This is a genomic window from Chryseobacterium sp. GW821-FHT04C04, from assembly GCF_059420365.1.
The window spans coordinates 963,430-986,057 of the sequence record NZ_JBWKTO010000001.1; the positions used below are offsets into that span (position 1 = coordinate 963,430).

The window sequence follows — 22,628 nt, forward strand, 5'->3', positions numbered from 1 at the left end:
TTCTAAATCTTTACACTTTCCAATGCTTTTGGTAAAAATGTATTGGGAAATATCTTTCTAGCTTCATCGGTAAACACGGTCAGATCACCATATCGATTGGAAAAATGTCCTAAAATAAGCTTTCCAACCTGAGCTTTCTGAGCAATCGTTGCCGCCTCCAATGCCGTAGTATGTCCTGTATAATCAGCCATTTCCTTCAGATCATGCAAAAATGTGGATTCATGATACAAAACCGTTACATTCTTAATAATCGGAATAAGACTTTCAAGATAACGGGTATCACTACAAAATGCATAAGATACTGACGGAGCAGGTTCAACGGTCAGAATTTCATTCTTAAGAACATAGCCATCGCTTAGTACAAAGTCTTTCCCTGCTTTTATATTATGATAATCACAGGTTTCAATCTCGCTGTACTTGGCAATTTCTTTCATATTAAGATGCCTGTCTTTCGGCTTTTCTTTGAAAAGGTAACCGTTACAGTAAATCCTGTGATCCAACGGAATAGTATATACTTCTACTCTGTTGTCTTCATATATTTTTTCAGAATAATCTTTATCCAATTCATGATAAATCACTTCAAAACCACGATGGGTTTCTGTAATCTGAAAAATGGTTTCCATCATCTTCTTTATTCCTTTCGGACCATAGACATGCAATGGGGTGTCTCTTCCTAAAAGGCGGAAAGAGGCAATAAGTCCCGGAAGACCGAAACAATGATCCCCATGAAGATGGGAAATAAAAATATGATTGATTTTTGAAAATCTTGCTTTTGCTTTTCTCAGCTGTACCTGCGTACCCTCTCCACAATCGATCAGAAAGAGTCTTTCTTCCATTTCCAGCAGCTGGGCTGTAGGTGACGTGTTGATGGTTGGAATAGCGGAGTTAAAGCCTAATATTGTTAAATAAGTACTCAAATCAATAATTTATTATAACAAATGTACGACAGAAAATCTAAATGGGTGTTTCACCGTGATATTTAAACTTAATCAGTCACTTTTAAAAAATCCATGAAAAGGTCCAATGCCTGCTTACGGTGGCTGATTTTGTTTTTATCTTCAGGATCCATTTCTGCAAAGGTTCTTTCATATCCTTCAGGAACAAAAATAGGATCATACCCGAATCCTTTAAAACCTTTATTTTCTGTCAAAAGGTTTCCGTGTACTCTTCCTTCAAAATATTGAGCTCCGTTATCATCGTAGTAGCACAGAACAGTCACAAAATAAGCTTTTCTGTTTTCAATCCCCTGCATTTCTTCCAGTACCTTTTCGATATTTTTAGCAAAATCATGATCTCCGGCATAACGGGCAGAAAAGATTCCCGGTCTCCCATCTAAAGATTCTACTACCAGGCCGCTGTCATCTCCCAAACTTGGAACGCCAGTCTTTTCGAAGCAGTATTTAGCTTTAATCAAAGCATTGGCATGAAAAGAATCTCCATCTTCTACAATTTCTTCGTGAATATTGTAATCGGTAAGACTTTTTACAACGCAATCACTTCCCAGAATCTGTTGAATTTCTTCTTTTTTATGTTCGTTGTGGGTAGCTACTAATAATTCCATTTCTATATTCATTTTCAATTTTACTTTTTTTAGCCAGATTCCTTACATTTCAGCATAATGTACTTTATACTTTTTCATAAAAAGATAATAAAATAAAGAGAAAAGTACAATTCCAACAGCCAGGACCAGCCATTCTGAAACATGAAGAACCTTTGCAAAACTTTCATCCTTACCATATAGTACCAATAGTGACAAGGTTAAGTTATTAAACGCATGCAGCAATATCGGCATCAATAAAGACTTTGTTTTATGATATACCAGTCCCAGCACACAGCCCAGCATCACTGCGCTGATAAACTGCCAGGGATTTCCATGAACTACTCCGAAAATAACAGAGGCATACAGAATCGCCTTCCATGGCTCTACTCCTTTATTAATCAAACCTTTCTGGATAATCCCTCTGAATATAATTTCTTCAAAAATAGGGGCCATAATTACCGTCATGATCATCATGACTACCGGATTATCCGTCAACTGACTCATCAACTGAATAAAATATTCATAAAAATCACCAAAAAAAGGTCCTGTAGTGGGTATCTGAGCGGCTATAAACTCTGCAATAAACATCATCCCCGTCATCATTGGAAAAATAAGGAGATAGGTAGAGAAGTTCACTGATGACAGATTGAAGTTAAGTTTCTTCTGAGTGGTACGCCTTACAATAAAGAAATCGAAGAAGGCAATAGCAGTAACAAATCCTACAGAATTTGCTACCATTAAAAACCAATCTTTAAGCTCAAGATTTTCCTTGAAAACAACTTTCCAAAAAGTGCTGAATAAAGAAACAGCCATTGTTCCTACGAATAATCCAACCACCAAAGTAACACCGCCAATCCATGTGAAGGTAAACTTCGGATATTTGCTATTTTCCATCCTTTCTCTGTAAAAGTTTATTAGAAACAAAGATAATTTTTTTGACTGCTACAGGCAACTAAAAAAGGAATTTCTTATTTTCATTCCTTTATTCATGAACCACACAAAATGAATACAGAATCTCCATTCCAAGGGGTTGAGTCTACAATATACAATTTTATAGCATTGTTCTGAAATCAGCCATTGCGTTAAACGATCAAACCTTATCCACGACCTACTCTCCCATCTAACCAACATTGTCCTAATTAAAATTTGAAAACCTCGCAAAAAATCACGATTTTTGCAACTTCAAAATACGATATGTCAGACTTAATCAAAGAAATACAAAAAAGAAAGACCTTCGGGATCATTTCCCACCCGGATGCCGGAAAAACAACTCTTACAGAAAAGTTACTTCTTTTCGGGGGTGCTATTCAGGAAGCGGGTGCGGTAAAGTCCAATAAAATAAAAAAAGGAGCTACCTCCGACTTTATGGAAATCGAAAGACAGAGAGGGATCTCTGTAGCGACTTCCGTATTGGCTTTTGAATATAGAGACCACAAAATCAACATCCTGGATACTCCGGGTCACAAAGACTTTGCTGAAGATACTTACAGAACATTAACTGCTGTAGACTCTGTAATTGTTGTTATCGACGTTGCAAAAGGGGTTGAGGAACAAACTGAAAAATTGGTTCAGGTTTGTAGGATGAGAAACATTCCGATGTTGGTTTTCATCAATAAATTGGACCGTGAGGGTAAAGATGCCTTCGATCTATTGGATGAAGTGGAACAAAAATTAGGATTAACGGTTTGTCCGCTTTCTCTTCCAATTGGTATGGGAAGCGACTTCCAGGGAATTTATAATATCTGGGAAAACAACATTCAGTTATTCTTAGAAGAGAAAAAACAGAAAGTTGGAGATTCTATTAAATTTGATGATATCAATGATCCTTCCATTGATGAAGTGATTGGTGAAAAAGCAGCAGCCACTTTAAGAGAAGAGCTTGATCTGATTCAATCTGTTTACCCTGAATTTAGCCGTGAGGATTATATGAAAGGTGATTTACAGCCGGTATTCTTCGGTTCAGCTTTAAATAACTTTGGAGTTCGTGAATTATTGAATGCTTTCATCGATATTGCTCCAATGCCACAACCAAAAGAAAGTGATAGCCGTTTGGTAAAACCTGAAGAAGATACTTTCACAGGATTCGTTTTTAAAATTCATGCGAATATGGATCCTAAACACCGAGACAGGCTAGCTTTCGTAAAGATTGTTTCAGGAACATTCAAAAGAAACGAAAACTATTTATTGGTAAGAGAAGGTAAGAAAATGAAATTCTCGTCTCCTAACGCATTCTTTGCAGATAAAAAAGAAGTAGTAGAAGAAAGTTTCCCTGGTGATATCGTTGGTTTACATGATACAGGAAATTTCAGAATCGGAGATACGCTTACAGGTGGAGAAAAACTGAGTTTCAAAGGTATCCCTAACTTCTCTCCTGAACATTTCCGTTATATCAACAATAGCGACCCGTTAAAGGCTAAGCAGTTGGCAAAAGGTATCGACCAGCTGATGGATGAAGGAGTGGCACAGTTGTTCACCCTTGAAATGAATAACAGAAAGATTATTGGAACTGTGGGAGCCCTTCAGTACGAAGTTATCCAATACCGTCTTGAGCATGAATATGGTGCAAAATGCACTTATGAACCTCTATCCATGCACAAAGCATGTTGGGTAGAAGCTGATGAGAAATCTGAAGAGTTCAAAGAATTTGCAAGATTAAAGCAGAGATTCCTTGCGAGAGATAAATACGATCAATTGGTATTTCTTGCAGACTCATCATTCACGATTCATATGACGCAGGAGAAATTCCCGAATGTGAAGCTGCACTTCATCAGCGAGTTCAGAGAAAATTAAATAAACAGACAACATCGCGAAAAGGCGAAATCATTGAAAATATAAATCCGTAGAAAATTTCTGCGGATTTTTTTTATGGTATACTTTCTACAACCACCCCATCAAAAATTGTTTACATTTCCGCCACCCTTCCAGAAGAGGGAGATTTTTAGGTTTTTAATTTTATATCCGGAGAAAAGACAACAGGTTTCAAACAACTTTAAGGTTTCAAACAAGTGAAAATCCTCTTGTAAATCTTTTGTAAAACAAATACAAAACACTGAAAGTATAACAGTTACTATTTTACCAGCACAATACAGTCTATTTACAATCTTTACAAGAACTTCCCTTCTAATTTTACTTCATCAAAAAAATTAATGTTATGAAAAAGTTCATATTACTCGTTGCTGTATCAAGCACTTTCATTATGTGTAAGAAACCAGAAGCTACCCAAGGTAAAATTAATGAAGCTTTCAATACGGCTGACAGCGCAGCCACAATTGCTACCGAAGCTATTGATAACGTCAACAAAACAGCAGGCAAAGTTTTGGATTCTGCCAATATTAAAATAAAAGATTTTGAAAATACCAAAAACGATATTCAGCAGAAGATAGAAAACACGTCAAAAATGGTAGATTCTTTATCTGAAAAAATTGCCACTACAAAATTGGAATCCAAAATAGAGAAAAAAGATTCCGCAGAAAAAAAATCTGAAAAAATTGCTGTAAAAGCTGTGGCTCCCAAGGTTATTAAGGAAACCAAAATCATTTATAAAGACAAGCCTAAAAACGACAGCTATGAACTGAATATGCCAAAAGATAAAATGGTAAAATCAGGATACCTTGTTATAAGAGCAGACAATGCGGAAACGGTAAAGGAAATCATCCGGGAAGAAGCCAACAAAAATAACGGCTATATTAAAAGTGAAAACCTTTCTTATATTGAGTCTGCCAGCCCTCATGGAGAGAATCAAAAAATATACAGTATTGACATCAAAGTTCCTATCCAGCATTTCGATGGCTTAATGGAAGCCATTAGCAGCAATGTAAACGATATTGACACAAAAGATATACAGGTTTCAGGGCGTACTTATGCAGATAATACCATCTGTAACATCAATGTCAACATTGCAGACAAGACTGAAACAGAAAAAGAACCTACCACTTTCGGTGGAAAATCATTGGCAGCCATAGAATCAGGTTGGGACGTTATCACTTCCATTTTCCTGTTTATCCTTCCATTGTGGCCATTATTTCTTATTGCAGGTATTGGATATTATTTTTTCAAAAAGAAAAAGAAAAATATTCCTAACAATGATGCTAACTAAACATCAATCCATAATTGTGATGGATTTTTTAATATTTTTTTAATAATATTTGTAATTTTAGATAAATTCTTATTTTTAAATTTATCAAAATATTAATCATCAAAACATCGGCTCATGAATAAAGAACTCCCTAATTTTAAGTATGAGTTAGAAAAAAAGGAGCCCAGACTTGGCCCTGGTGGAATCACAAGAGGAGTTTCTGTAAAAGAATTCAAAGCCTCTCAAAATCTTGCCGGAGTCAGCATGCATCTTGAACCGGGAGCTATCCGTGAACTTCACTGGCATGCCAATGCTGCAGAATGGGGCTATGTTTTGGAAGGGCAGATGCGGACCACCGTTATCGATCCGCAGGGAAATGTTTTTATTGATATTTTTAATCCGGGAGATGTATGGTATTTTCCAAGAGGTTATGGCCATGTGCTGCAATGTATCAGCAGTAAAAGCTGTCATTTTATATTAATTTTTGACAACGGTGATTTTTCTGAAGACCATACCTTTAGCATCACCGATTTTATCTCGAGTGTTCCGGTAGAAATTGCTGCCCAGAACTTAGGATTGACTGTGGATGAAGTAAAGCAGCTGCATCAGGGCGAAGCTTATTTTGCACAATGCGAGCTTCCGGATATCCGTTCCGGACTGGCTTCTGCAAAAAATGAAATTTCACTGGTTTCAAAACACCGTTATCCGCTGGCAGCTCAGCAGCCTATTGTTGTTCCTGGAGGCGGGATACAAAGAGTGGTTACCCAGAAGGAATTTGAGATTGCGAAAACCATCACCGGAAGTATTTTCGAAATAGAACCGGGAGGCTTAAGAGAGCTGCACTGGCACCCTAATGCTGACGAATGGCAGTATTACATTCAGGGAAAGGCAGAAATGGGTGTTTTTCTGGCTGAGGGACAGTTTGTAAAAGATGAATTTAATAAAGGAGATGTGGGCTATGTTCCAATGGGAGCAGGTCATTACATCAAAAATACGGGAACAGAAACGCTTATCGTTCTTCTCGGATTTAATAATGGCTTATATGAAGCTATTGATCTCAGCAGCTGGATCAGTGGAAATCCGAAAGATATTTTAAAAGGGAATTTTGGAGTGGGCGATAAAATTGTTGATCAACTCCCGACATCCGGTAAGCTTATTATCAAATAAATGAATTTTTGCAATCAGGCGAAATTCAAAAGTAAATTTGGAAATTTTTATTTCATATATTAATATTTTGTGATTTGGTGTAAAATAAGGCCCTCAATTTGAGAGCCTTATTTGTTTTTATTTCATATTCACTATTTTGTCTACGACAAACTTTGTGTTTCCTCTCCACGGAAGTGCACCATTGTACTCTTTGTAATGCAGGTCAAAAGTTTTACCACTGTTGGTTTCCAATTGTTTGAAAATTTCAGGGTCATCCACAGAAAACTCAAACTCATAGCTTGTAATGGTTCCTGTCTTTCCCTTTCCGAAACCTTCCTGAATCAGCTTACCTTCATACGTTTTGAAGACATAGCCTTTTTTCATAGCATAGTTCAGGTATCCGGATTTTACTCCTTCTCCGAAAACAAAATAGTACTTATACCAGACAAATACGCCTAGCAGCAGCAGTACAACCCCAAGGGTGATCCACAAAGATTTTTTCATAATAAATAGTGTGTTTTATAAAATGTTATTTTGCGATGCTTCTTGAGATCACGATTTTCTGGATTTCAGAAGTACCTTCATAGATTTGCGTAATTTTTGCATCTCTCATTAATCTTTCTACGTGATATTCTTTCACGTATCCGTATCCACCGTGGATCTGGACTGCTTCAATAGTAGTATCCATTGCTACCTGAGAAGAGTATAGTTTTGCCATAGCTCCGCTTTCAGAGATATCTTTTCCAGCATCTTTTTCACAAGCTGCCTTGAAGCATAACATTCTTGCTGCAGTAATCTGAGTAGCCATATCAGCCAATTTGAATGCAATCGCCTGGTGGTTGATAATTTCAGTTTTGAAAGCTTTTCTTGTTTTAGCATATTTCAATGCCATTTCGTAAGCTCCTGAAGCAATACCTAAAGCCTGGGAAGCAATACCTATTCTTCCTCCGTTCAATACGGCCATTGCAAAGTTGAACCCGAATCCGTCTTCACCGATTCTGTTTTCTTTTGGAATTTTTACATTATTAAAGATCAAAGAGTGAGTATCACTTCCTCTGATTCCTAATTTGTCTTCTTTTGCTCCGATTTCAAAACCTTCCCATCCTCTTTCAACGATGAAAGCATTGATCCCTTTGTGCTTTTTCTCAGGATCTGTCTGAGCAATTACAATATAATAAGTAGCTGTACCCCCATTGGTGATCCAGTTTTTGATACCATTTAAAAGATAGTAATCTCCTTTGTCCTCAGCAGTTGTTTTCTGAGAAGTAGCATCAGAACCCGCTTCTGGCTCAGATAAAGCAAACGCTCCGATTACCTGTCCGCTTGCAAGAGGAGTAAGATATTTTACTTTTTGCTCTTCAGAAGCAAATTTTTCAAGACCAGCACAAACCAAAGAGTTGTTTACAGACATTACAACAGCTGCAGAAGCATCCACTTTTGCAATCTCCTCCATTGCCAGCACGTAAGAAACGCTGTCCATACCCGCACCGCCATATTTTGGATCTACCATCATTCCTAAAAGTCCCATTTCTCCCATTTTCTTCACCTGCTCTGCAGGAAACTTCTGGTCACGGTCTCTTTCAATAACTTCAGGTAATAGTTCGTTCTGTGCAAAGTCTCTTGCTGCCTGCTGAATCATCAGCTGTTCTTCCGATAAATTAAAGTCCATAAAAAAAATAATTAGATAGCCGTAAATTTACACTTTTTAACGAAATCTGAAAATAGAATTGGTAATCGCCCGTTATTAATTATCCCGCTGCACAAATATGACAAAGAACAACCTATTACTTGAAAGCACAAAGCATATAAAGTATTGATTTAATGTGTAGCTTTGGTCATATGAATATTTTAATTCCTGCGTGATGACAGAACTTGAACACTATATCCAATCTCATTTTAAAATTATTCAGCCGGAACAATTGAATCAGATAAGCTCACTTTTCAAATCAGAGATCCTGAAAAAGGGAGATCACTTTCTAAAAGCGGGAAGTAGATGTAATAAATTATGTTTTATTCAGTCTGGATTATTGAGAGTCTTTACAACAACAGATGATAAGGAAATTACCCAATGGATCGCGACCAAAGGATATTTTGGGACAGACTTATCAAGTTTCTATTTTAAAAATCCATCCCGCTGGACCATTCAAGCGCTGTCCGATACAGAAATTCATTTCATCAATCACAGTGACTATAGTAAAATCATCAATATAGTTCCGACATGGAATGAGCTGGAAAAGAATTTCATCATACAATGTCTTACGTATATGGAGGATAGGATTTTCAGTCATTTATCGATGTCTGCAGAAGAGAGATACAATTCTTTTTTTGAGAACAACAAAGAATTATTTAACCAGGTTCCTTTACAATATATTGCTTCCATATTGGGAATGACCCCTGAAACGTTCAGCAGGATCAGAAAAAAACAGCTTATGTAATTCTTGATTTTTATCAAGTGTACACCTTCTTCTATATTCTAACTTTGTGTCCGTTATTAAACGTAAAAACAATACAATCATGTTTATAGGACATTTCGGTTTATCATTTGCTGCCAAAAAAATAGCACCCAAGGTTTCATTAGTTACCTTATTTGCAGCCACTCAGTTTGTAGATATACTCTGGCCTTTTATGCTCATTTTTACTATAGAAAAAGTAGCGGTTGTTCCTGGATATACTAAAGTGAATGCATACGATTTTCTTTACTTTCCCTACACCCACAGCCTTTTGATGGGTATTATATGGGGTATTCTTGCTGGGTTCATCTATTTTTTAATAAAAAAAGATATCAGGAGCGCTGTGGTCATTGGTTTATGTGTTCTCAGCCATTGGTTCTTTGATTTGATCGTTCACACGACAGATCTGCCCATTACCCCATTCAGCAATTATAAAATGGGATTCGGACTATGGAACCATATTGCTGCAACGCTCATTATTGAATTTCTTATCTTTTTCGGAGGTTTGTTTGTCTATACATCTACAACCACTGCAAAGAATAAGAAAGGCAAATGGGGGCTTTGGGGACTGATCGTGTTGCTTGTGGCTGTGACGCTTTCCAATACATTCGGACCTCCTCCTCCCGATTCTGTACAGGTTTTATTTATAGCTTTTGTAATTCTTATGGCAATCATTCTCTTCCTTGCCGGCTGGGTTGATAAAAACAGGAAAATAAAGCTTTCTATTGATGAGTAAAAATATGTTTCCACAAAAAAACGGAGGGATTCGATGAGCAGTTGAAAAGATATAAGGAAGTAATCTATTTTCCGTACCGGATTTTAAATTAATATGTTAAGCATTTAAATAATCTTGAATTCATAACATTCAATTTTTTGAATTAAAAAAAATGCTTATATTTAAAATTCTTTAAAAATTGCTTAAAAAATCATGACGATCAAGAGATTATTCGATATTCCACACTACGCTTTAGAGAAATTTCCTAAAACGGATATGTTTGTTACCAAATATCAAGGCGAATGGAAAAAAACTTCTACACAGGAGTTTATTAATGAAGGAAATAAGATATCCAGAGGATTACTGAAGCTAGGTATAAAACCGGGTGATAAGATTGCTTTGATCACTACCAATTCCTGTACGGAATGGGCTATTATGGACTTTGGTATTTCTCAGATCGGAGTCGTTTCAGTACCGGTTTATCCAAGTATTTCTCCGGAAGACTATGAATTTATCTTCAATAATGCCGAAATTCAGTACTGTTTTGTTTCTGATAAGGAATTGTTGAATAAAGTCATGAAGGTAAAACATAATATCCCAAGTCTGCAGGGGATCTTTACTTTTGATAACATCAGCGGAGCGGCTAACTGGAGAGAAATTCTTGATTTGGGTAAGGATGAATCTACACAGATTGAAGTAGATGATCTTTCCAATGCCATCAATACTGAAGATCTGGCAACTATTATTTATACTTCCGGAACAACCGGAAGACCTAAAGGAGTAATGCTTACCCACAATAATATTGTTTCTAACATACTGGGATCTGTTCCAAGGATTCCAAAGAAAAGAGGGTTAGATTATAAGGATGCAAGAGCCTTAAGCTTCCTCCCTATCTGCCATATCTTTGAAAGAATGCTGTTCTACCTTTATCAGTACAATGGTTTTTCTCTTTATTTTGCTGAAAGTATCGAAAAGATGGGTGAAAACGTAAAAGAAGTGAAGCCTCATTATATGACCGTAGTACCAAGACTGGTAGAAAAAGTATATGATAAAATTTACAATACGGGATCTTCTGCCGGAGGACTGAAATCAAAAATCTTCTTCTGGGCTTTAAATTTAATCAGTAAAAAGAAAACCGTTTCAAAACCATCAGGACTTCAGGAAATCATTGCTGATAAACTTGTATTCTCTAAATGGAGAGAAGGTTTAGGCGGCGAAATCGTAACGCTGGTTTCAGGATCCGCGGCATTGTCTACGAGACTTAACTTAATATTTCAGAATGCCGGAATTCCTGTTTTAGAAGGTTATGGCTTAACAGAAACATCACCGGTAATTTCCGTGAACAGTTTTGATAAAATGAAATTGGGGACGGTAGGGATTCCATTGGATAATTTAAAGGTAAAAATCCAGGAGGATGGTGAGATTACAGTAAAAGGTCCATCTGTATTCAAAGGGTATTTTCAAAATGATGAAATGACCAAAGAAGCTTTTACAGAAGATGGGTTTTTCAAAACCGGAGATATCGGACATATCGATAGTGAAGGATTTTTACAGATCACAGACCGTAAGAAAGAAATGTTCAAAACATCCGGTGGAAAATATATTGCCCCTCAGACCATCGAAAACTTAGCAAAAGCATCTAAATTCATCGAACAGATTATGGTGGTGGGTGATGGTGAAAAAATGCCATGTGCCCTGGTACAACCTGATTTTGAATTTGCAAAAAGCTGGGCTATGAGAAACAATCTGAATTTAGGTTCTACACCGGAAGAGATTGCAAAAAGCGCTGAACTGAAGCAAAGAATCGAAAAAGAAATTGAAGGAATCAACGAGCATCTCGGAAATTGGGAGAAAATCAAAAAGATTGAGCTTACTCCTGAGGTTTGGAGCATTGAAAGCGGATTGCTTACCCCAACTTTAAAACTAAAAAGAAAAGCGGTAAAAGAGAAGTTTATTGCTTTGTATAATAAGATGTATGATCATCATGAATAATTAAAATACAACCGCTTCGTTTTGAAGCGGTTTTTTTATAAGCTTTTTTAGCCAGCCAAAGGATGGGAGTTTATTTTTTTTGATAAACAAACGGACTGATGCCCGTTCCTATTGAGTATACAAAAAAAGCTGTCTCATTTCTGAAACAGCTTTTGTATGATTTAAAATCAGTAATTAGAATTTAATTACCATTTTCATTCTTTCGTTTTCTTCCATTACCAATTCGTCATCAACAAGGATTTTCCCTGAATGCTCATCAATAATAATTTTCTTTCTCTGAGCGATTTCCATCTGCTTCTGAGGAGGAATTGTGAAGAAAGATCCTTTTGGAGCTCCTCTTTCTAATCCTACTACTGCAAGACCGTTGATAGAGCTTGTTCTGATTCTGTTGTAAGAAGCCAGTAATCTCTCATCAATTTTACCTGCAAATTCTTTAGACTGCTCAATTAGGTATTCTTCTTCTTTCTGAGTTTCAGAGATCAAACCATCCAATTCTTCTTTCTTGAATTTCAGGTGGCTTTTCAAATCGTCGATCTTTGAAGTAAGTTCGCTTAAAGTTTCGTTTTTGTGAGCAATTTTAACTCCGAATTCTTTAATTCTTTTTTCAGCAAGTTGAATTTCCAGATCCTGGAATTCCATTTCTTTTCCTAATGCTTCAAACTCTTTATTGTTTCTTACATTATCCTGTTGAGACTTGTATTTATCAATTAAAGTTTTTGCATGGTTGATTACTTCATGCTTTGTTTTGATCTGATCGTCCTGATCTTTAATGTCTGCATGAAATTTTTCAGCTCTCTTCTCAAGACCTTCAATCTCAATTTCAAGATCTTCAACTTCAATTGGCAATTCTCCTCTAGTATTTCGGATTTCATCCAATCTTGAATCAATGATCTGTAAATCGTATAAAGCTCTTAATTTTTCTTCAACTGAAATATCGTTGGTTTTTGCCATATTTAAATGAAATAATTTACTGGGTTTGTTTTTTCAATAGATTTTGAAATTGCAAATGTACTAAATTTTTGTGACAAAATTTCAAATAATTGTTGAGCAACAAATTGTTCTGACTCATAATGTCCTATATCACAAATCAACATTTTAGACTCTGCTAAAAAATAGTCGTGGTATTTAAGATCACCCGTAAGATAGGCATCACATTTTTTGGCTGCTGCAGATCGTATTCCGCTGGCTCCTGAACCTCCTAAAACCCCTACTCTCTTGATTTTTTTATGATTAAAAGAAGAATGTTTTATCACCTCAAGACCAAACTTTTCTTTCACAAATCCAAGAAAATCTTTTTCATCCATTTCCTCTTCCAGATCACCATACATTCCCAACCCGGCATGATGATTTTTGTTATCCAGACTGTATATCTGATGGGCAACTTCCTCATAAGGATGCGCGGTCTTCATAGCCCCTACAATCTGCCCTTGCTTGTACTCTTCAAAAATCACAGAAATCATATCTTCATCTGCATTTTCGCGAATATTCTGCTGTCCGGAAAATGGATTGGAACCTTCGGTCGGCCTGAATGTTCCGTTACCATTGACTGTAAAGCTGCATTCGTCATAAAATCCTATATTTCCGGCTCCTGCCGAGAACATCGCTTCTTTTACTTTTTCTGAGTAATCTTTCGGAACAAAAACTGTCAGTTGTTTCAGGTTATTTTCTTTCGGCTGTAGAATTTTCATATTCTTTAATCCCAACTGACTGCAAATTCCATGATTTACCCCAAAGAAATCATTATCAAATGCGGTATGGATGGCGTAGATAGCGACTTTATTTTCAATAGCCTTTAAAACAGCTCTTTCTACATAGTTTTTCCCTGTTAAAGATTTTAATCCGGAAAATATAATCGGATGAAAGCATACAATCAGATTGCAGTTTCTCTCAATCGCCTCATCTACGACATTTTCCAAAGCATCATGACAAACCAGAATCCCTGATACATCACGATCGTAAACACCACACAACAGGCCTACATTATCAAAATCTTCTGCCTGTCTGATACTTATTTCCTCTTCTATCTTTGCAATTACAGTTTTTAGCTTCATTACTTTATATTTTACGGTTACAGCGAAGATATTACTTTTACTAAAATTCCAAAGAATATTTCTGCTGCAATAAAAAAACCGACTTTCATGAGCCGGTTGAATTTGATATAAAAAAATTAAATAAGATTGTTAATCTTTAAAGAGAGATACTCTAGTAAAAGATTCTATTACCACACTACAACTTAAATCGGCCTCCATAAAAAGCTGATAACCTTTTCCCGGATCAAGACTCGCAGGATCGGCAATGGTATAGAAATAAAATGTAAGAATGTTACCTGTTCCACTTGAACCACTTGGAACCAATTGGATAGAGTTGATTTCAAAACCGGAATCAGGATTTTTAAAAGTAGCCTTTACTGATCCTGAAGAGTTGGACCCTGGAGTAATAGTAGCGATTGCTCTCCAGATATGGACCTGTCCGTTAATTTCATTTTCTCTCCATTTACCAGTTGCTGCAATATAAATATTGGATGTAACTCCCGGAAAGGGAACAGTTGTTTCCGGCCAGCTCGTCGTAGGGCTTGCAGCAAAGACTAATGGTACAGCATAGAGAACTTGTTGTCTTGGACCATAACCACTTCCTGCTGCACTTAAATTGAATGAGGGTTTTACATTTGCGTTTCCAGAATTTATTTTAACGACACCGTCGTTACCAGCCTGAGAAGATGTGGGAACAAAAAGCTGTCTCCAGAGGGTACCATCCCAATACTGGAAGTTATTCGTTGTCGTATTAAAAATTAGAGTTCCTGCAGTAAGGTTAGCGTTTACGACACCTGCAGGAGGTACTGTAGAAACATCATTATCAGCCAGGTTGGTATCCCGATCTGTATCTGTAAGACGAGGAATGAGGATTCCTTTCTGGCTGGAAACTATATCCAATACTGCAGCACCGTTTGGTGTTGATGTATTAATCCCAACCTGAGCATACACAAAACTGCTTATGAAAAACAGAATAAAGGAGGTTAAAATTTTTCTCATGATATAAAGCTTTTGTAGAATAAAATTACGCATATGAGATGTCAAAATGTTAAAAATAATATTTTTATATCTCATATTTTATTCGTATTTTGATAAACATAATTAATTGAAATACAAATAATTAAATATACTTAATTCACTTTTTAAGGATGAATTTTATTTTAACATTTGCAAGATTCTTTTAACAGTCATATATTTACCCTATACTTTATAGAAATTATTAACTTCGCTGTGAAATAACCTTATATAAATGGAAAGAGAACATAATCTTATTCCTGAAGACAGTCTTTGGAAAAGATTCCTTTACCGGATCATTTATCGCTCTGATACGAGGCTCGGAAAACTGTTTGATATCATATTATTATCTTTAATTCTTGCCAGTACTGCTATCATCATGATGGAAAGTGTACCTAAGCTTGATAAAAGGTTTCATTATACATTCCTGATCCTTGAGTGGGTGATCTCTATTTTCTTCACCATCGAGTATTCTATGCGAATTACCGTGATAAAAAACAAACGGAATTATATTTTCAGTTTTTTTGGAATTATTGATTTTCTGGCTCTTGTCCCTTTTTTTCTCAGCTTTTTCTTTCCTATTACAAAGTATTTCCTGATTTTCAGAATGCTGAGAATGCTAAGAGTCTTCAGAATATTCAATTTACTGGATTTCATGAATGACGGCTATCTTATTGTGCGGGCTTTGAGGAACAGTTCGAGAAAAATTTATATTTTCCTTTTATTCCTTATTATTTTCTCAGTTATTGTTGGATCACTCATGTTTATGGTAGAAGGCGGAAGGCAGGGATTCGAAACGATACCGCAATCAATCTATTGGGCGGTTGTTACAGTAACCACTGTAGGATATGGTGACGTATCTCCTATCACGCCTTTAGGAAAGTTTTTTGCTGTCATCCTGATGCTGGCCGGTTACTCCATTATTGCAGTTCCCACTGGAATCGTCACGGCAGAAATGAGAAATAAAAGACAAAATCTGGAAATCATATGTGAACGCTGCGGAAATGATGACATTGATGATGATGCAAGGTATTGTAAGAAATGTGGCAAGAAATTAGCTTAATATTTAGTATAGATTTAATTTATTCACCAAATATTACAAAATCATGGAACCAAAAAAGAAAAACAGACCCAATAGTTTAGTGATCATTCTTTTCGCACTGGTGGTCCTTATGATCATCGTCTACTTTATATTAGTCATGTTCTTCCCTACTGTTTTTGATCTCATGAACAAAGGAGAAGTACAGCCTGTTCCTTATAAGTGATGATCACGTCATACAATGAAAGATGAACGAAGAAATCCGTTCATCTTTTTTTATTCGTTAATTTTCAAAACAAAATAAAAGACGGATTATAAATAACCCGTCTCTTCTCTTTATTTAAATGATGATTTATTTTTTAATGGCTTTGATAGTTTGTTTAGAACCGTCTTTCATTTCTAAAGTTACTAAATAAACACCCTGCATTAAATCTCTTAAATGTATGGTAGATTCAGGATTTGCAATAGTTTTCACTAATCTTCCTGTAGCATCTGTTACTGATACATTTTTCACGTTTTTAACATCCGAGATATTCAATACATCTGTAAATGGATTAGGATATAGCTGAATGCTATTTTTCACTTTAGCCACTTCAGATGTTGCCAGGTTTTCGTTGGTAATATGTATATCGTCAAGATACAGGTTATACTGGTCTGCATCTGAATATGCATTGAATCCAAAGAAATACACTCCGGTTGTAGGAACGGTAAACGTAATCGTCGCTGTATGTGCAGTAGCATCATCAATTGAAGGATAATCTGCCACAGAATTAGTCATCGCTGACTCAACCGGTGAAGTTCCGTATGCTACTTTTAGCTTTTCAACAAAAGTTGATGAATTATTTCCATACTTATAGCTGATGGTATACTGTACTCCAGCTGTAAGGCTCAATCCTTGAGTAAAGAACCATGCATTGGCAGAGCTGGAAGAATTAAATTGATATTTTAATACATTCGTAGAGAATCCCTGACTATCTGAAGGAGGGTCCGTTGTTTCCCAGTTGTTTCCATTTCCCATATTAGTAGCCATAGTACAGCCAGGAAGCTCCGGAGTGGAAACATTCTCAAAATCTAAAGTATAAGGCAAGCCTGTACTTGAGCATAAAGTGGTAAAAGCAACATATTCACTCCATTCACTTTTGGTCGTCGTACTACATACGGATCTCACCCATACATAATAAGGAGTAGAAGCTGCTAAACCAGGGATATTATAAGTGATCGCTGTAACTCCTGTAAAATTAGGAGTACTTGTTGCTGTAGGTGCTGTATTGGTAGTACTATAATAAATATCATATCCGTTTGCCGGTACAGGAGTGGCTGCTGTCCAGGAAATTGTAGCTCCTGCAGCAGTAATATTTGAAGCAGCTAATGCTGTAGGTTCACTACAAGCAGGTGCTACATCTATATTAATATCATCAACGTATAATTCATTCATATTAGCATCAGAGTATGCCTGAAACCCAAAATAATACGTCCCCGTGGTAGCTGGTGTAAAGTTCACAAAAGCACTCGTTGCTGTACTGGTAACCACATTCGGATAATCTGCTAATATGTTGGTCATCCCTGCACTTGTAGCTGAAGTTCCGTACGCTACTTTTAATTTTTCAGCATATACTGTTCCTTCAGCATTTGCATATTTATATTTGATTCTGTAGGTAGTTCCTGCTGTAAGATTAATTTGATTGGTGAAAAACCAGGTATTGGCATCATTGAAAGAATCATATGAATACTTAAGAACGTTACCTGTAAATCCCTGAGCATCTAAATCTCCTGTTTCCCATATATTTCCAGCGCCTTCATTAACTGCTGTTGTACAAATCGGCAAATCCGGAACTGTTACACTTTCGAAATTCAATGTATATGGTATACCCACAGAAACACAAGAGGTCATAAATGTTGCCTCCTGAGACCATGCACTCTTATCTGAACTACTACATACAGAGCGTACCCATATATGATAAGCAGTCGCCGGTAAAAGAGTAGACAAGCCAGTACTTGTTGTAGTACTTGTTCCGGACGGAACGATACTAGCAGAAGGATATGTAGCCGTGGTCGAATAATAATATTCGTATCCGCTGCCGGGAGCAGAAGACGGAGCCGTCCATGCCACCTGAGCTGAATTTGCAGTAACCGCAGACACCGTTATAGCAGTTGGAGCGAAACAGGTTGGAACTGCTCCAATGACCACCGTATAATCATGAGCTTCTCCATATCCATCAATATTACAAGGAATGGGATCATCTGAGAACCTATCTCCTACTCTCATTCTATAGCTGCCCGGAGCAACTGTAGAAGGGATCGTTATCTGTCCGGCTGTAATATTAGCACCTCCTACAAAAGTACTACTTGCAGATGCTACAAGTTCCGGAGCGGCGTCATCAAAAGTTCCATCATTATTAAAATCTATCCAGATGCGAACATTTTGGTCTTCATATCCATGCTTAATACTAAAGCCATAGCTTAAACCTGCATTCAGGTTAATCGTCATAGAGGTAAAATCTCCATATGCATCAGTAGAACAACCTGTATTCGAATGATCAAATCCGGCACCCGGAATTGTAAAAGAGTCTATCTGATCTCCACCACTACACCCACTAGCAAATGCAGGCGTACAATATGTCTGCGCGGTGGCAAAAAGGCCGGTCATTAAGAAACCAACGAGTAAAATATTTTTCATATAATATATTATTAGTAAGTCAAATCTAGCTAAAAATCAGTAACAAAAAAAATACTTTTATAACTATATAACAACGTATCAATCTTTTCTTTAAATAAAATGTAATTTTTATCACAAAAAAGAGAGACTACTCAGTCTGAGCAGTCTCTTTTTCATATTTTTAAAAAAATTATTTATTTTTTAATTGCTTTAACGGTTTGTTGGGTTCCGTCTTTCATATTCAGTACTACCAAATACATTCCTTCTTTCAGATCTCTCAATTGAAGTTCTGAAGCAGGAGCTTCAATAGTCTTCACAAGTCTTCCTGCAACATCAAGAATGGAAACAGATTTCACTTTAGATGCATCAGAAATTGTTAATGTGTCAATAAATGGATTAGGGTATACCTTAACTTTATTCTCTTTTACACCCACTTCAGAAGTTGATAAATTAGGATTTTGTTTTATTTCAACATTATCCAAAAGAATGTCATCATAGAAGTATCCGTTACCGCTTACATTTTTATCTACAGTAAATCTCACCTGAATCGTTGCTCCTATATAAGAAGCAGCTAAAGGAATATTCACTGTTCTCCATTGATTTAAGTTTGTAGCATCACTAAATATAGCTACCCAGCCATTTCCATCGTTTACTTCTACAGTAAGTTTATTATTATCATAAGTAGAAGGCGAAACTGTAGTAGACGTTGATGTAGAGTGATTTTTAAACCAATCAAAAGAAACAACAGGTGAAGTCAATCCTGTTAAATTCACCGAAGGTGTAACCAATTGAACGGTATTAGTACCGGCTCCAGCATAGGGTGAACTTGCATCTACCCATGCATAGGTACCTGCTGCTTTTCCATTGTTAGCTGGACTTGCGCCGTAATCTGCACTTCCTGAAAATTTCCAGAAAAGAGTTGCATCAGTAGTAGTCGCTGTAGGATTCACATTATTCCAGCAGTTTGGTGCCAATCCATTATCAAAATTCTGAGCAAAAGGAGCTATAACTGTTCCACAAAGTGTATTGAAAACAGCAGGCCCAACCCAAATGCTCTTATCGCTCGAACTGCAGACAGATCTTATCCAAACATAATAAGTGCTGCTTGAAGCCAGCCCGGATAAAGGAGCTGAAGTAGTACTGCTTGTTCCACTAGCCGTTGTAGCAGCAGTAGGAACTGTACTACTTGTACTATAATAATACTCGTATCCGTTAGCTGGTGTTATCGTTGGTGCTGTCCAGGATAGATTCGCTGTAGAAACTGTAGGATTAGCTACTACAGGAGAAGCCGGTTCCTGACATGTTGGCATAGCTTCTACCACAAAATCGTCAACATGGAAGTCAATATCTGGAGTATTGGAGCTTGTTGTTGCAACAAAAGCAATTTTAATATTTCCAGAATATCCAGTAAGGTTTATAATTTCTGTTTGCCCTGTATTCGAATAAGTTGCTGCTCCCGTATAAGTTTTTATAACGTTCGCATTACTCCATGTAGTACCGCCATCTGTGGAGACAATAACTCTAACCTGATGAGTACCTAAGGTCGTTTGTGAAGCAGTTTCCAAAAAACTGGTAACGGCCATTTTATACTTCATTCTAAACATACCCGGGGTAGCTCCAAGGTTAATCGGTTGAGAAATCAACCAATCCCCGGTATTGGTTCCATATAAGTTGATTCTTACGGCTGCATTAGATCCTGTATTGGCAAAACCTGTCTCAGCAGCCCATTTGCTTGATCCATATGTTAGAGTAGATGAAGCTGTAACACTTCCTTTAGCAACTGACCAACACAATGGAGTAAATGTGGTAAAGTTTTGGGAGGCTGTTGGAGCATTTTCTGGTGCACAAGTCGTTGTAAAATTACGTTCAGTACAAGAAGAAGAATTACTTGTTGGTGTATAAGCGTTAACTGTATAGTAATATTTTGTTGCATAGTTTAATGGACTAGGAAGTGTATAAGTTGTTACATTTCCCAAATCAGCACTATTCATTACATCAGTTCCACCTGTTGTAGTACCGATCGACAATTTATATCCTGTTGCGTCTGTTACAGCACCCCATGTTATTGTTGGGGTCAAAGAAACCCCTGTTGCAGGTGATGAAGGTGCACTTACAGTAGGACAGCCAATATTTTTAGTGGTGAATGAGACCGACGTACATCCACTAGCTGTTCCGTTACTATTGACTGGCAGTATAGTAGCATAATAGGTAGTACCATATAACAATTGATTTGCTGCAGGAAGCGTATAAGTAAGCACGTTTCCTACATCTACTCCATTTATCACATTTGTTCCTCCTGGCGTAGTCCCCAGATTCAATTTGTAAGAAGTTGCTCCTGCTGTAGCATTCCATTTGACATTTGGTGTTATAGATACGCCTGTTGCTGCATTAGCTGGTGCAGTAATTACGGTACAATCCGGAATTGTAATGGCTGAAATTTTAACATTATCTACATAGATATCGTCACTTCCGTTATCACCTTTAGCTAAGAATCTTACGATTGCATTAGGACTCGATGACCCTAAATCTATAAAGTTAGAGGTCCATGATGCTGAAACTCCTAAAGCAGAACCTACATCTGTAAATGTGGTCCCACCATCAGTAGATATCTGGATTTTTAAAACATCGGTTCCAGAAGGGTTGATATAATCAAAACTTAAGTATCTGGTACCTGTACCCGAAGACAGATTGACATATAAGTCCATGTATCCTGAAGCATACTGGCAGTTATAGGAATGAAAACGGGCTGCTGGCGCTACTGCAGGAGTAGAAACCGTAGAAGATCCACTAGTGCCAGACCATCCTGAAGCAGAAGTAAATCCTGTTGTTACAATATCACTTTGTCTCCATGCATTATCTCCTCTGGCCGGCCATGCTCTCCAATAATTGGCATTAGGAAGATCTAAGGTTGAATTTCCATCTGCCCAGGTACTGAAGTTCTCTGTGAAAGGCAATGTAGCATAGGTGGCAGGTGGAATTTGCCATGTTCCCGGTGTATAAGTAAATGTAAGTCCTGAAGCAGGAACTGTTGTTCCGTTTGTACTTCCTAAAGTTGCAGTAGAGCTATTTGAGCTTCCTACAGCAAGAGAAGTCCAGTTTGTTCCTGTCAAATTATTAACATCAGAACTTTCCGATCCTCTTATCCCTACCTGTCCTGTAAGGGTTGCAGTTCCTGAAACACAATTTCCATAAACAATAGCAATTGTTTTGGTTGTAAAGTCTAATTGAATCTGGAAATTAAGAAGCTGTGCCGCAGAAGCACTATTGCCCTGTACATCTGTAAATTGCACAACAAACTTAGAACCAACAGTTTCATAGGCAATTTCAGAGGTTGTAGTATTAGCATGACGAAGATTTACAGCAAAGCCTGCAAAAGCTCCGTCATAAGTAGTTGGTGAAATATCGGAAGATAATCCTGTGTAAGTGTTGCTGGCAGCAGGTACCCCAAACGTAATAAAACCATTGTTACTGATATAAACTGAATTATACTTCTGATTGTTATAAGTAAAAAAACCTGATAGAGGAATAGCTCCTGATACCAAATCTGTTCCTATTGTTGCACCGGACTGCCATATTGTGCGGCTTGCAGATAACGGTGTATAAGTACCAGAAGACTGGGCAAAGCCATATCCATTATTTGTATTGGGGGTGGTAAGTTGAGGCGGACCAACCTGTGCGGACACGCAGTAATAAAATGCTGTCAAACACGATAGTAATAGTTTCTTCATAAATAGTAATAATAAAAAGTTAGGTTTGTAAATGTATAAATATTAATTTAAATATTAGAAATTATCATAAAATTTTGAATAAAAACAACTAAAACCCAATATAAAATCAAATAAAATCAAACGTTTATTTAATTTTAATGTTTATTTCGCAATATGATGAAAAACATTAAAACATTGAAAATCAAATATTTAAAATACTATACAATAAAAATAGACTTCAGAAAATTTTTCTATTTAATATAA

At 36.8% G+C, this 22,628-nt stretch carries 18 protein-coding genes; 8 read left to right on the forward strand and 10 right to left on the reverse strand.

Annotated features, from left to right (window positions below):
* Positions 1 to 2: 2 nt before the first annotated feature.
* The 3 genes from AC07UM_RS04370 to AC07UM_RS04380 form a co-directional block, all read right to left on the reverse strand.
* Positions 3 to 917 carry a ribonuclease Z gene (locus tag AC07UM_RS04370; RefSeq protein ID WP_494682313.1) on the reverse strand — a complete coding sequence of 305 codons (915 nt, stop codon included), beginning with the start codon at positions 915 to 917 and terminating at the stop codon, positions 3 to 5.
* A 68-nt stretch (positions 918 to 985) separates the two neighbouring features.
* The gene (gene rdgB / locus AC07UM_RS04375; protein ID WP_410494242.1) at positions 986 to 1,561 is read right to left on the reverse strand and encodes an RdgB/HAM1 family non-canonical purine NTP pyrophosphatase; all 576 of its coding nucleotides are present in this window, start codon (positions 1,559 to 1,561) and stop codon (positions 986 to 988) included.
* Between the two features lie 42 nt (positions 1,562 to 1,603).
* Positions 1,604 to 2,434: a CPBP family intramembrane glutamic endopeptidase gene (locus tag AC07UM_RS04380; RefSeq protein WP_494682312.1), complete on the reverse strand. Its 831-nt coding sequence runs from the start codon at positions 2,432 to 2,434 to the stop codon at positions 1,604 to 1,606.
* Positions 2,435 to 2,734: 300 nt separating this feature from the next.
* Between AC07UM_RS04380 and AC07UM_RS04385 the strand changes: the two genes are divergently transcribed.
* The 3 genes from AC07UM_RS04385 to AC07UM_RS04395 all read left to right on the forward strand — a co-directional run bounded on the left by AC07UM_RS04385 (position 2,735) and on the right by AC07UM_RS04395 (position 6,782).
* A complete protein-coding gene (locus tag AC07UM_RS04385) occupies positions 2,735 to 4,330 on the forward strand; it encodes a peptide chain release factor 3 (RefSeq protein WP_494682311.1) in 1,596 nt (531 codons plus the stop codon).
* A 361-nt stretch (positions 4,331 to 4,691) separates the two neighbouring features.
* Positions 4,692 to 5,636 carry a DUF4349 domain-containing protein gene (locus AC07UM_RS04390; RefSeq protein WP_494682310.1) on the forward strand — a complete coding sequence of 315 codons (945 nt, stop codon included), beginning with the start codon at positions 4,692 to 4,694 and terminating at the stop codon, positions 5,634 to 5,636.
* 114 nt (positions 5,637 to 5,750) lie between these two features.
* Positions 5,751 to 6,782, forward strand: coding sequence for a cupin domain-containing protein (locus tag AC07UM_RS04395; RefSeq protein WP_494682309.1), 1,032 nt, complete (start codon positions 5,751 to 5,753; stop codon positions 6,780 to 6,782).
* A gap of 117 nt (positions 6,783 to 6,899) precedes the next feature.
* Here the strand turns inward: AC07UM_RS04395 and AC07UM_RS04400 are convergent, their stop codons facing one another.
* Both AC07UM_RS04400 and AC07UM_RS04405 read right to left on the reverse strand, forming a co-directional pair.
* Entirely contained in the window at positions 6,900 to 7,265 is a 366-nt protein-coding gene (locus AC07UM_RS04400; RefSeq protein ID WP_494682308.1) for a hypothetical protein, read from the reverse strand.
* Positions 7,266 to 7,290: 25 nt separating this feature from the next.
* Positions 7,291 to 8,430, reverse strand: coding sequence for an acyl-CoA dehydrogenase (locus AC07UM_RS04405; RefSeq protein ID WP_109738867.1), 1,140 nt, complete (start codon positions 8,428 to 8,430; stop codon positions 7,291 to 7,293).
* A 193-nt stretch (positions 8,431 to 8,623) separates the two neighbouring features.
* Between AC07UM_RS04405 and AC07UM_RS04410 the strand changes: the two genes are divergently transcribed.
* The 3 genes from AC07UM_RS04410 to AC07UM_RS04420 all read left to right on the forward strand — a co-directional run bounded on the left by AC07UM_RS04410 (position 8,624) and on the right by AC07UM_RS04420 (position 11,918).
* The gene (locus tag AC07UM_RS04410) at positions 8,624 to 9,196 is read left to right on the forward strand and encodes a Crp/Fnr family transcriptional regulator (protein ID WP_494682307.1); all 573 of its coding nucleotides are present in this window, start codon (positions 8,624 to 8,626) and stop codon (positions 9,194 to 9,196) included.
* A 79-nt stretch (positions 9,197 to 9,275) separates the two neighbouring features.
* Entirely contained in the window at positions 9,276 to 9,947 is a 672-nt protein-coding gene (locus AC07UM_RS04415) for a hypothetical protein (protein ID WP_494682306.1), read from the forward strand.
* 192 nt (positions 9,948 to 10,139) lie between these two features.
* The gene (locus AC07UM_RS04420) at positions 10,140 to 11,918 is read left to right on the forward strand and encodes an AMP-dependent synthetase/ligase (protein ID WP_494682305.1); all 1,779 of its coding nucleotides are present in this window, start codon (positions 10,140 to 10,142) and stop codon (positions 11,916 to 11,918) included.
* A gap of 174 nt (positions 11,919 to 12,092) precedes the next feature.
* Here the strand turns inward: AC07UM_RS04420 and AC07UM_RS04425 are convergent, their stop codons facing one another.
* From AC07UM_RS04425 to AC07UM_RS04435, 3 genes are all read right to left on the reverse strand, one after another.
* Positions 12,093 to 12,869 (reverse strand): zinc ribbon domain-containing protein, encoded by a 777-nt coding sequence (locus AC07UM_RS04425; RefSeq protein ID WP_109738866.1) that lies wholly within the window; start codon positions 12,867 to 12,869, stop codon positions 12,093 to 12,095.
* 2 nt (positions 12,870 to 12,871) lie between these two features.
* Complete coding sequence (locus AC07UM_RS04430) at positions 12,872 to 13,969, reverse strand: Nif3-like dinuclear metal center hexameric protein (RefSeq protein ID WP_494682304.1); 1,098 nt, start codon at positions 13,967 to 13,969, stop codon at positions 12,872 to 12,874.
* A 129-nt stretch (positions 13,970 to 14,098) separates the two neighbouring features.
* On the reverse strand, positions 14,099 to 14,947 hold the full coding sequence (locus tag AC07UM_RS04435; RefSeq protein ID WP_494682303.1) for a phage tail-like protein: 849 nt from the start codon (positions 14,945 to 14,947) through the stop codon (positions 14,099 to 14,101).
* A gap of 250 nt (positions 14,948 to 15,197) precedes the next feature.
* On the opposite strand from AC07UM_RS04435, the gene AC07UM_RS04440 reads away from it, so the two are divergent.
* Together AC07UM_RS04440 and AC07UM_RS04445 are read left to right on the forward strand one after the other, a co-directional pair.
* Entirely contained in the window at positions 15,198 to 16,025 is an 828-nt protein-coding gene (locus AC07UM_RS04440) for an ion transporter (protein WP_494682302.1), read from the forward strand.
* Positions 16,026 to 16,068: 43 nt separating this feature from the next.
* On the forward strand, positions 16,069 to 16,227 hold the full coding sequence (locus AC07UM_RS04445) for a hypothetical protein (protein WP_494682301.1): 159 nt from the start codon (positions 16,069 to 16,071) through the stop codon (positions 16,225 to 16,227).
* A 126-nt stretch (positions 16,228 to 16,353) separates the two neighbouring features.
* Here AC07UM_RS04445 and AC07UM_RS04450 read toward each other — a convergent pair whose 3' ends face one another.
* Positions 16,354 to 18,678 (reverse strand): fibronectin type III domain-containing protein, encoded by a 2,325-nt coding sequence (locus tag AC07UM_RS04450; protein WP_494682300.1) that lies wholly within the window; start codon positions 18,676 to 18,678, stop codon positions 16,354 to 16,356.
* 173 nt (positions 18,679 to 18,851) lie between these two features.
* Complete coding sequence (locus AC07UM_RS04455; protein WP_494682299.1) at positions 18,852 to 22,385, reverse strand: T9SS type A sorting domain-containing protein; 3,534 nt, start codon at positions 22,383 to 22,385, stop codon at positions 18,852 to 18,854.
* Positions 22,386 to 22,628: the final 243 nt, after the last annotated feature.

What these genes read in the sequence shown, in the direction of transcription:
- AC07UM_RS04415 (WP_494682306.1), top strand. Translation starts at nt 9,276, where the DNA reads ATGTTTATAGGACATTTCGGTTTATCATTTGCTGCCAAAAAAATAGCA.
- AC07UM_RS04380 (WP_494682312.1), bottom strand. Translation starts at nt 2,434, where the DNA reads ATGGAAAATAGCAAATATCCGAAGTTTACCTTCACATGGATTGGCGGT.
- AC07UM_RS04395 (WP_494682309.1), top strand. Translation starts at nt 5,751, where the DNA reads ATGAATAAAGAACTCCCTAATTTTAAGTATGAGTTAGAAAAAAAGGAG.
- AC07UM_RS04385 (WP_494682311.1), top strand. Translation starts at nt 2,735, where the DNA reads ATGTCAGACTTAATCAAAGAAATACAAAAAAGAAAGACCTTCGGGATC.
- rdgB (WP_410494242.1), bottom strand. Translation starts at nt 1,561, where the DNA reads ATGGAATTATTAGTAGCTACCCACAACGAACATAAAAAAGAAGAAATT.
- AC07UM_RS04455 (WP_494682299.1), bottom strand. Translation starts at nt 22,385, where the DNA reads ATGAAGAAACTATTACTATCGTGTTTGACAGCATTTTATTACTGCGTG.
- AC07UM_RS04440 (WP_494682302.1), top strand. Translation starts at nt 15,198, where the DNA reads ATGGAAAGAGAACATAATCTTATTCCTGAAGACAGTCTTTGGAAAAGA.
- AC07UM_RS04435 (WP_494682303.1), bottom strand. Translation starts at nt 14,947, where the DNA reads ATGAGAAAAATTTTAACCTCCTTTATTCTGTTTTTCATAAGCAGTTTT.
- AC07UM_RS04445 (WP_494682301.1), top strand. Translation starts at nt 16,069, where the DNA reads ATGGAACCAAAAAAGAAAAACAGACCCAATAGTTTAGTGATCATTCTT.
- AC07UM_RS04410 (WP_494682307.1), top strand. Translation starts at nt 8,624, where the DNA reads ATGACAGAACTTGAACACTATATCCAATCTCATTTTAAAATTATTCAG.
- AC07UM_RS04450 (WP_494682300.1), bottom strand. Translation starts at nt 18,678, where the DNA reads ATGAAAAATATTTTACTCGTTGGTTTCTTAATGACCGGCCTTTTTGCC.
- AC07UM_RS04430 (WP_494682304.1), bottom strand. Translation starts at nt 13,969, where the DNA reads ATGAAGCTAAAAACTGTAATTGCAAAGATAGAAGAGGAAATAAGTATC.
- AC07UM_RS04420 (WP_494682305.1), top strand. Translation starts at nt 10,140, where the DNA reads ATGACGATCAAGAGATTATTCGATATTCCACACTACGCTTTAGAGAAA.
- AC07UM_RS04405 (WP_109738867.1), bottom strand. Translation starts at nt 8,430, where the DNA reads ATGGACTTTAATTTATCGGAAGAACAGCTGATGATTCAGCAGGCAGCA.
- AC07UM_RS04400 (WP_494682308.1), bottom strand. Translation starts at nt 7,265, where the DNA reads ATGAAAAAATCTTTGTGGATCACCCTTGGGGTTGTACTGCTGCTGCTA.
- AC07UM_RS04425 (WP_109738866.1), bottom strand. Translation starts at nt 12,869, where the DNA reads ATGGCAAAAACCAACGATATTTCAGTTGAAGAAAAATTAAGAGCTTTA.
- AC07UM_RS04390 (WP_494682310.1), top strand. Translation starts at nt 4,692, where the DNA reads ATGAAAAAGTTCATATTACTCGTTGCTGTATCAAGCACTTTCATTATG.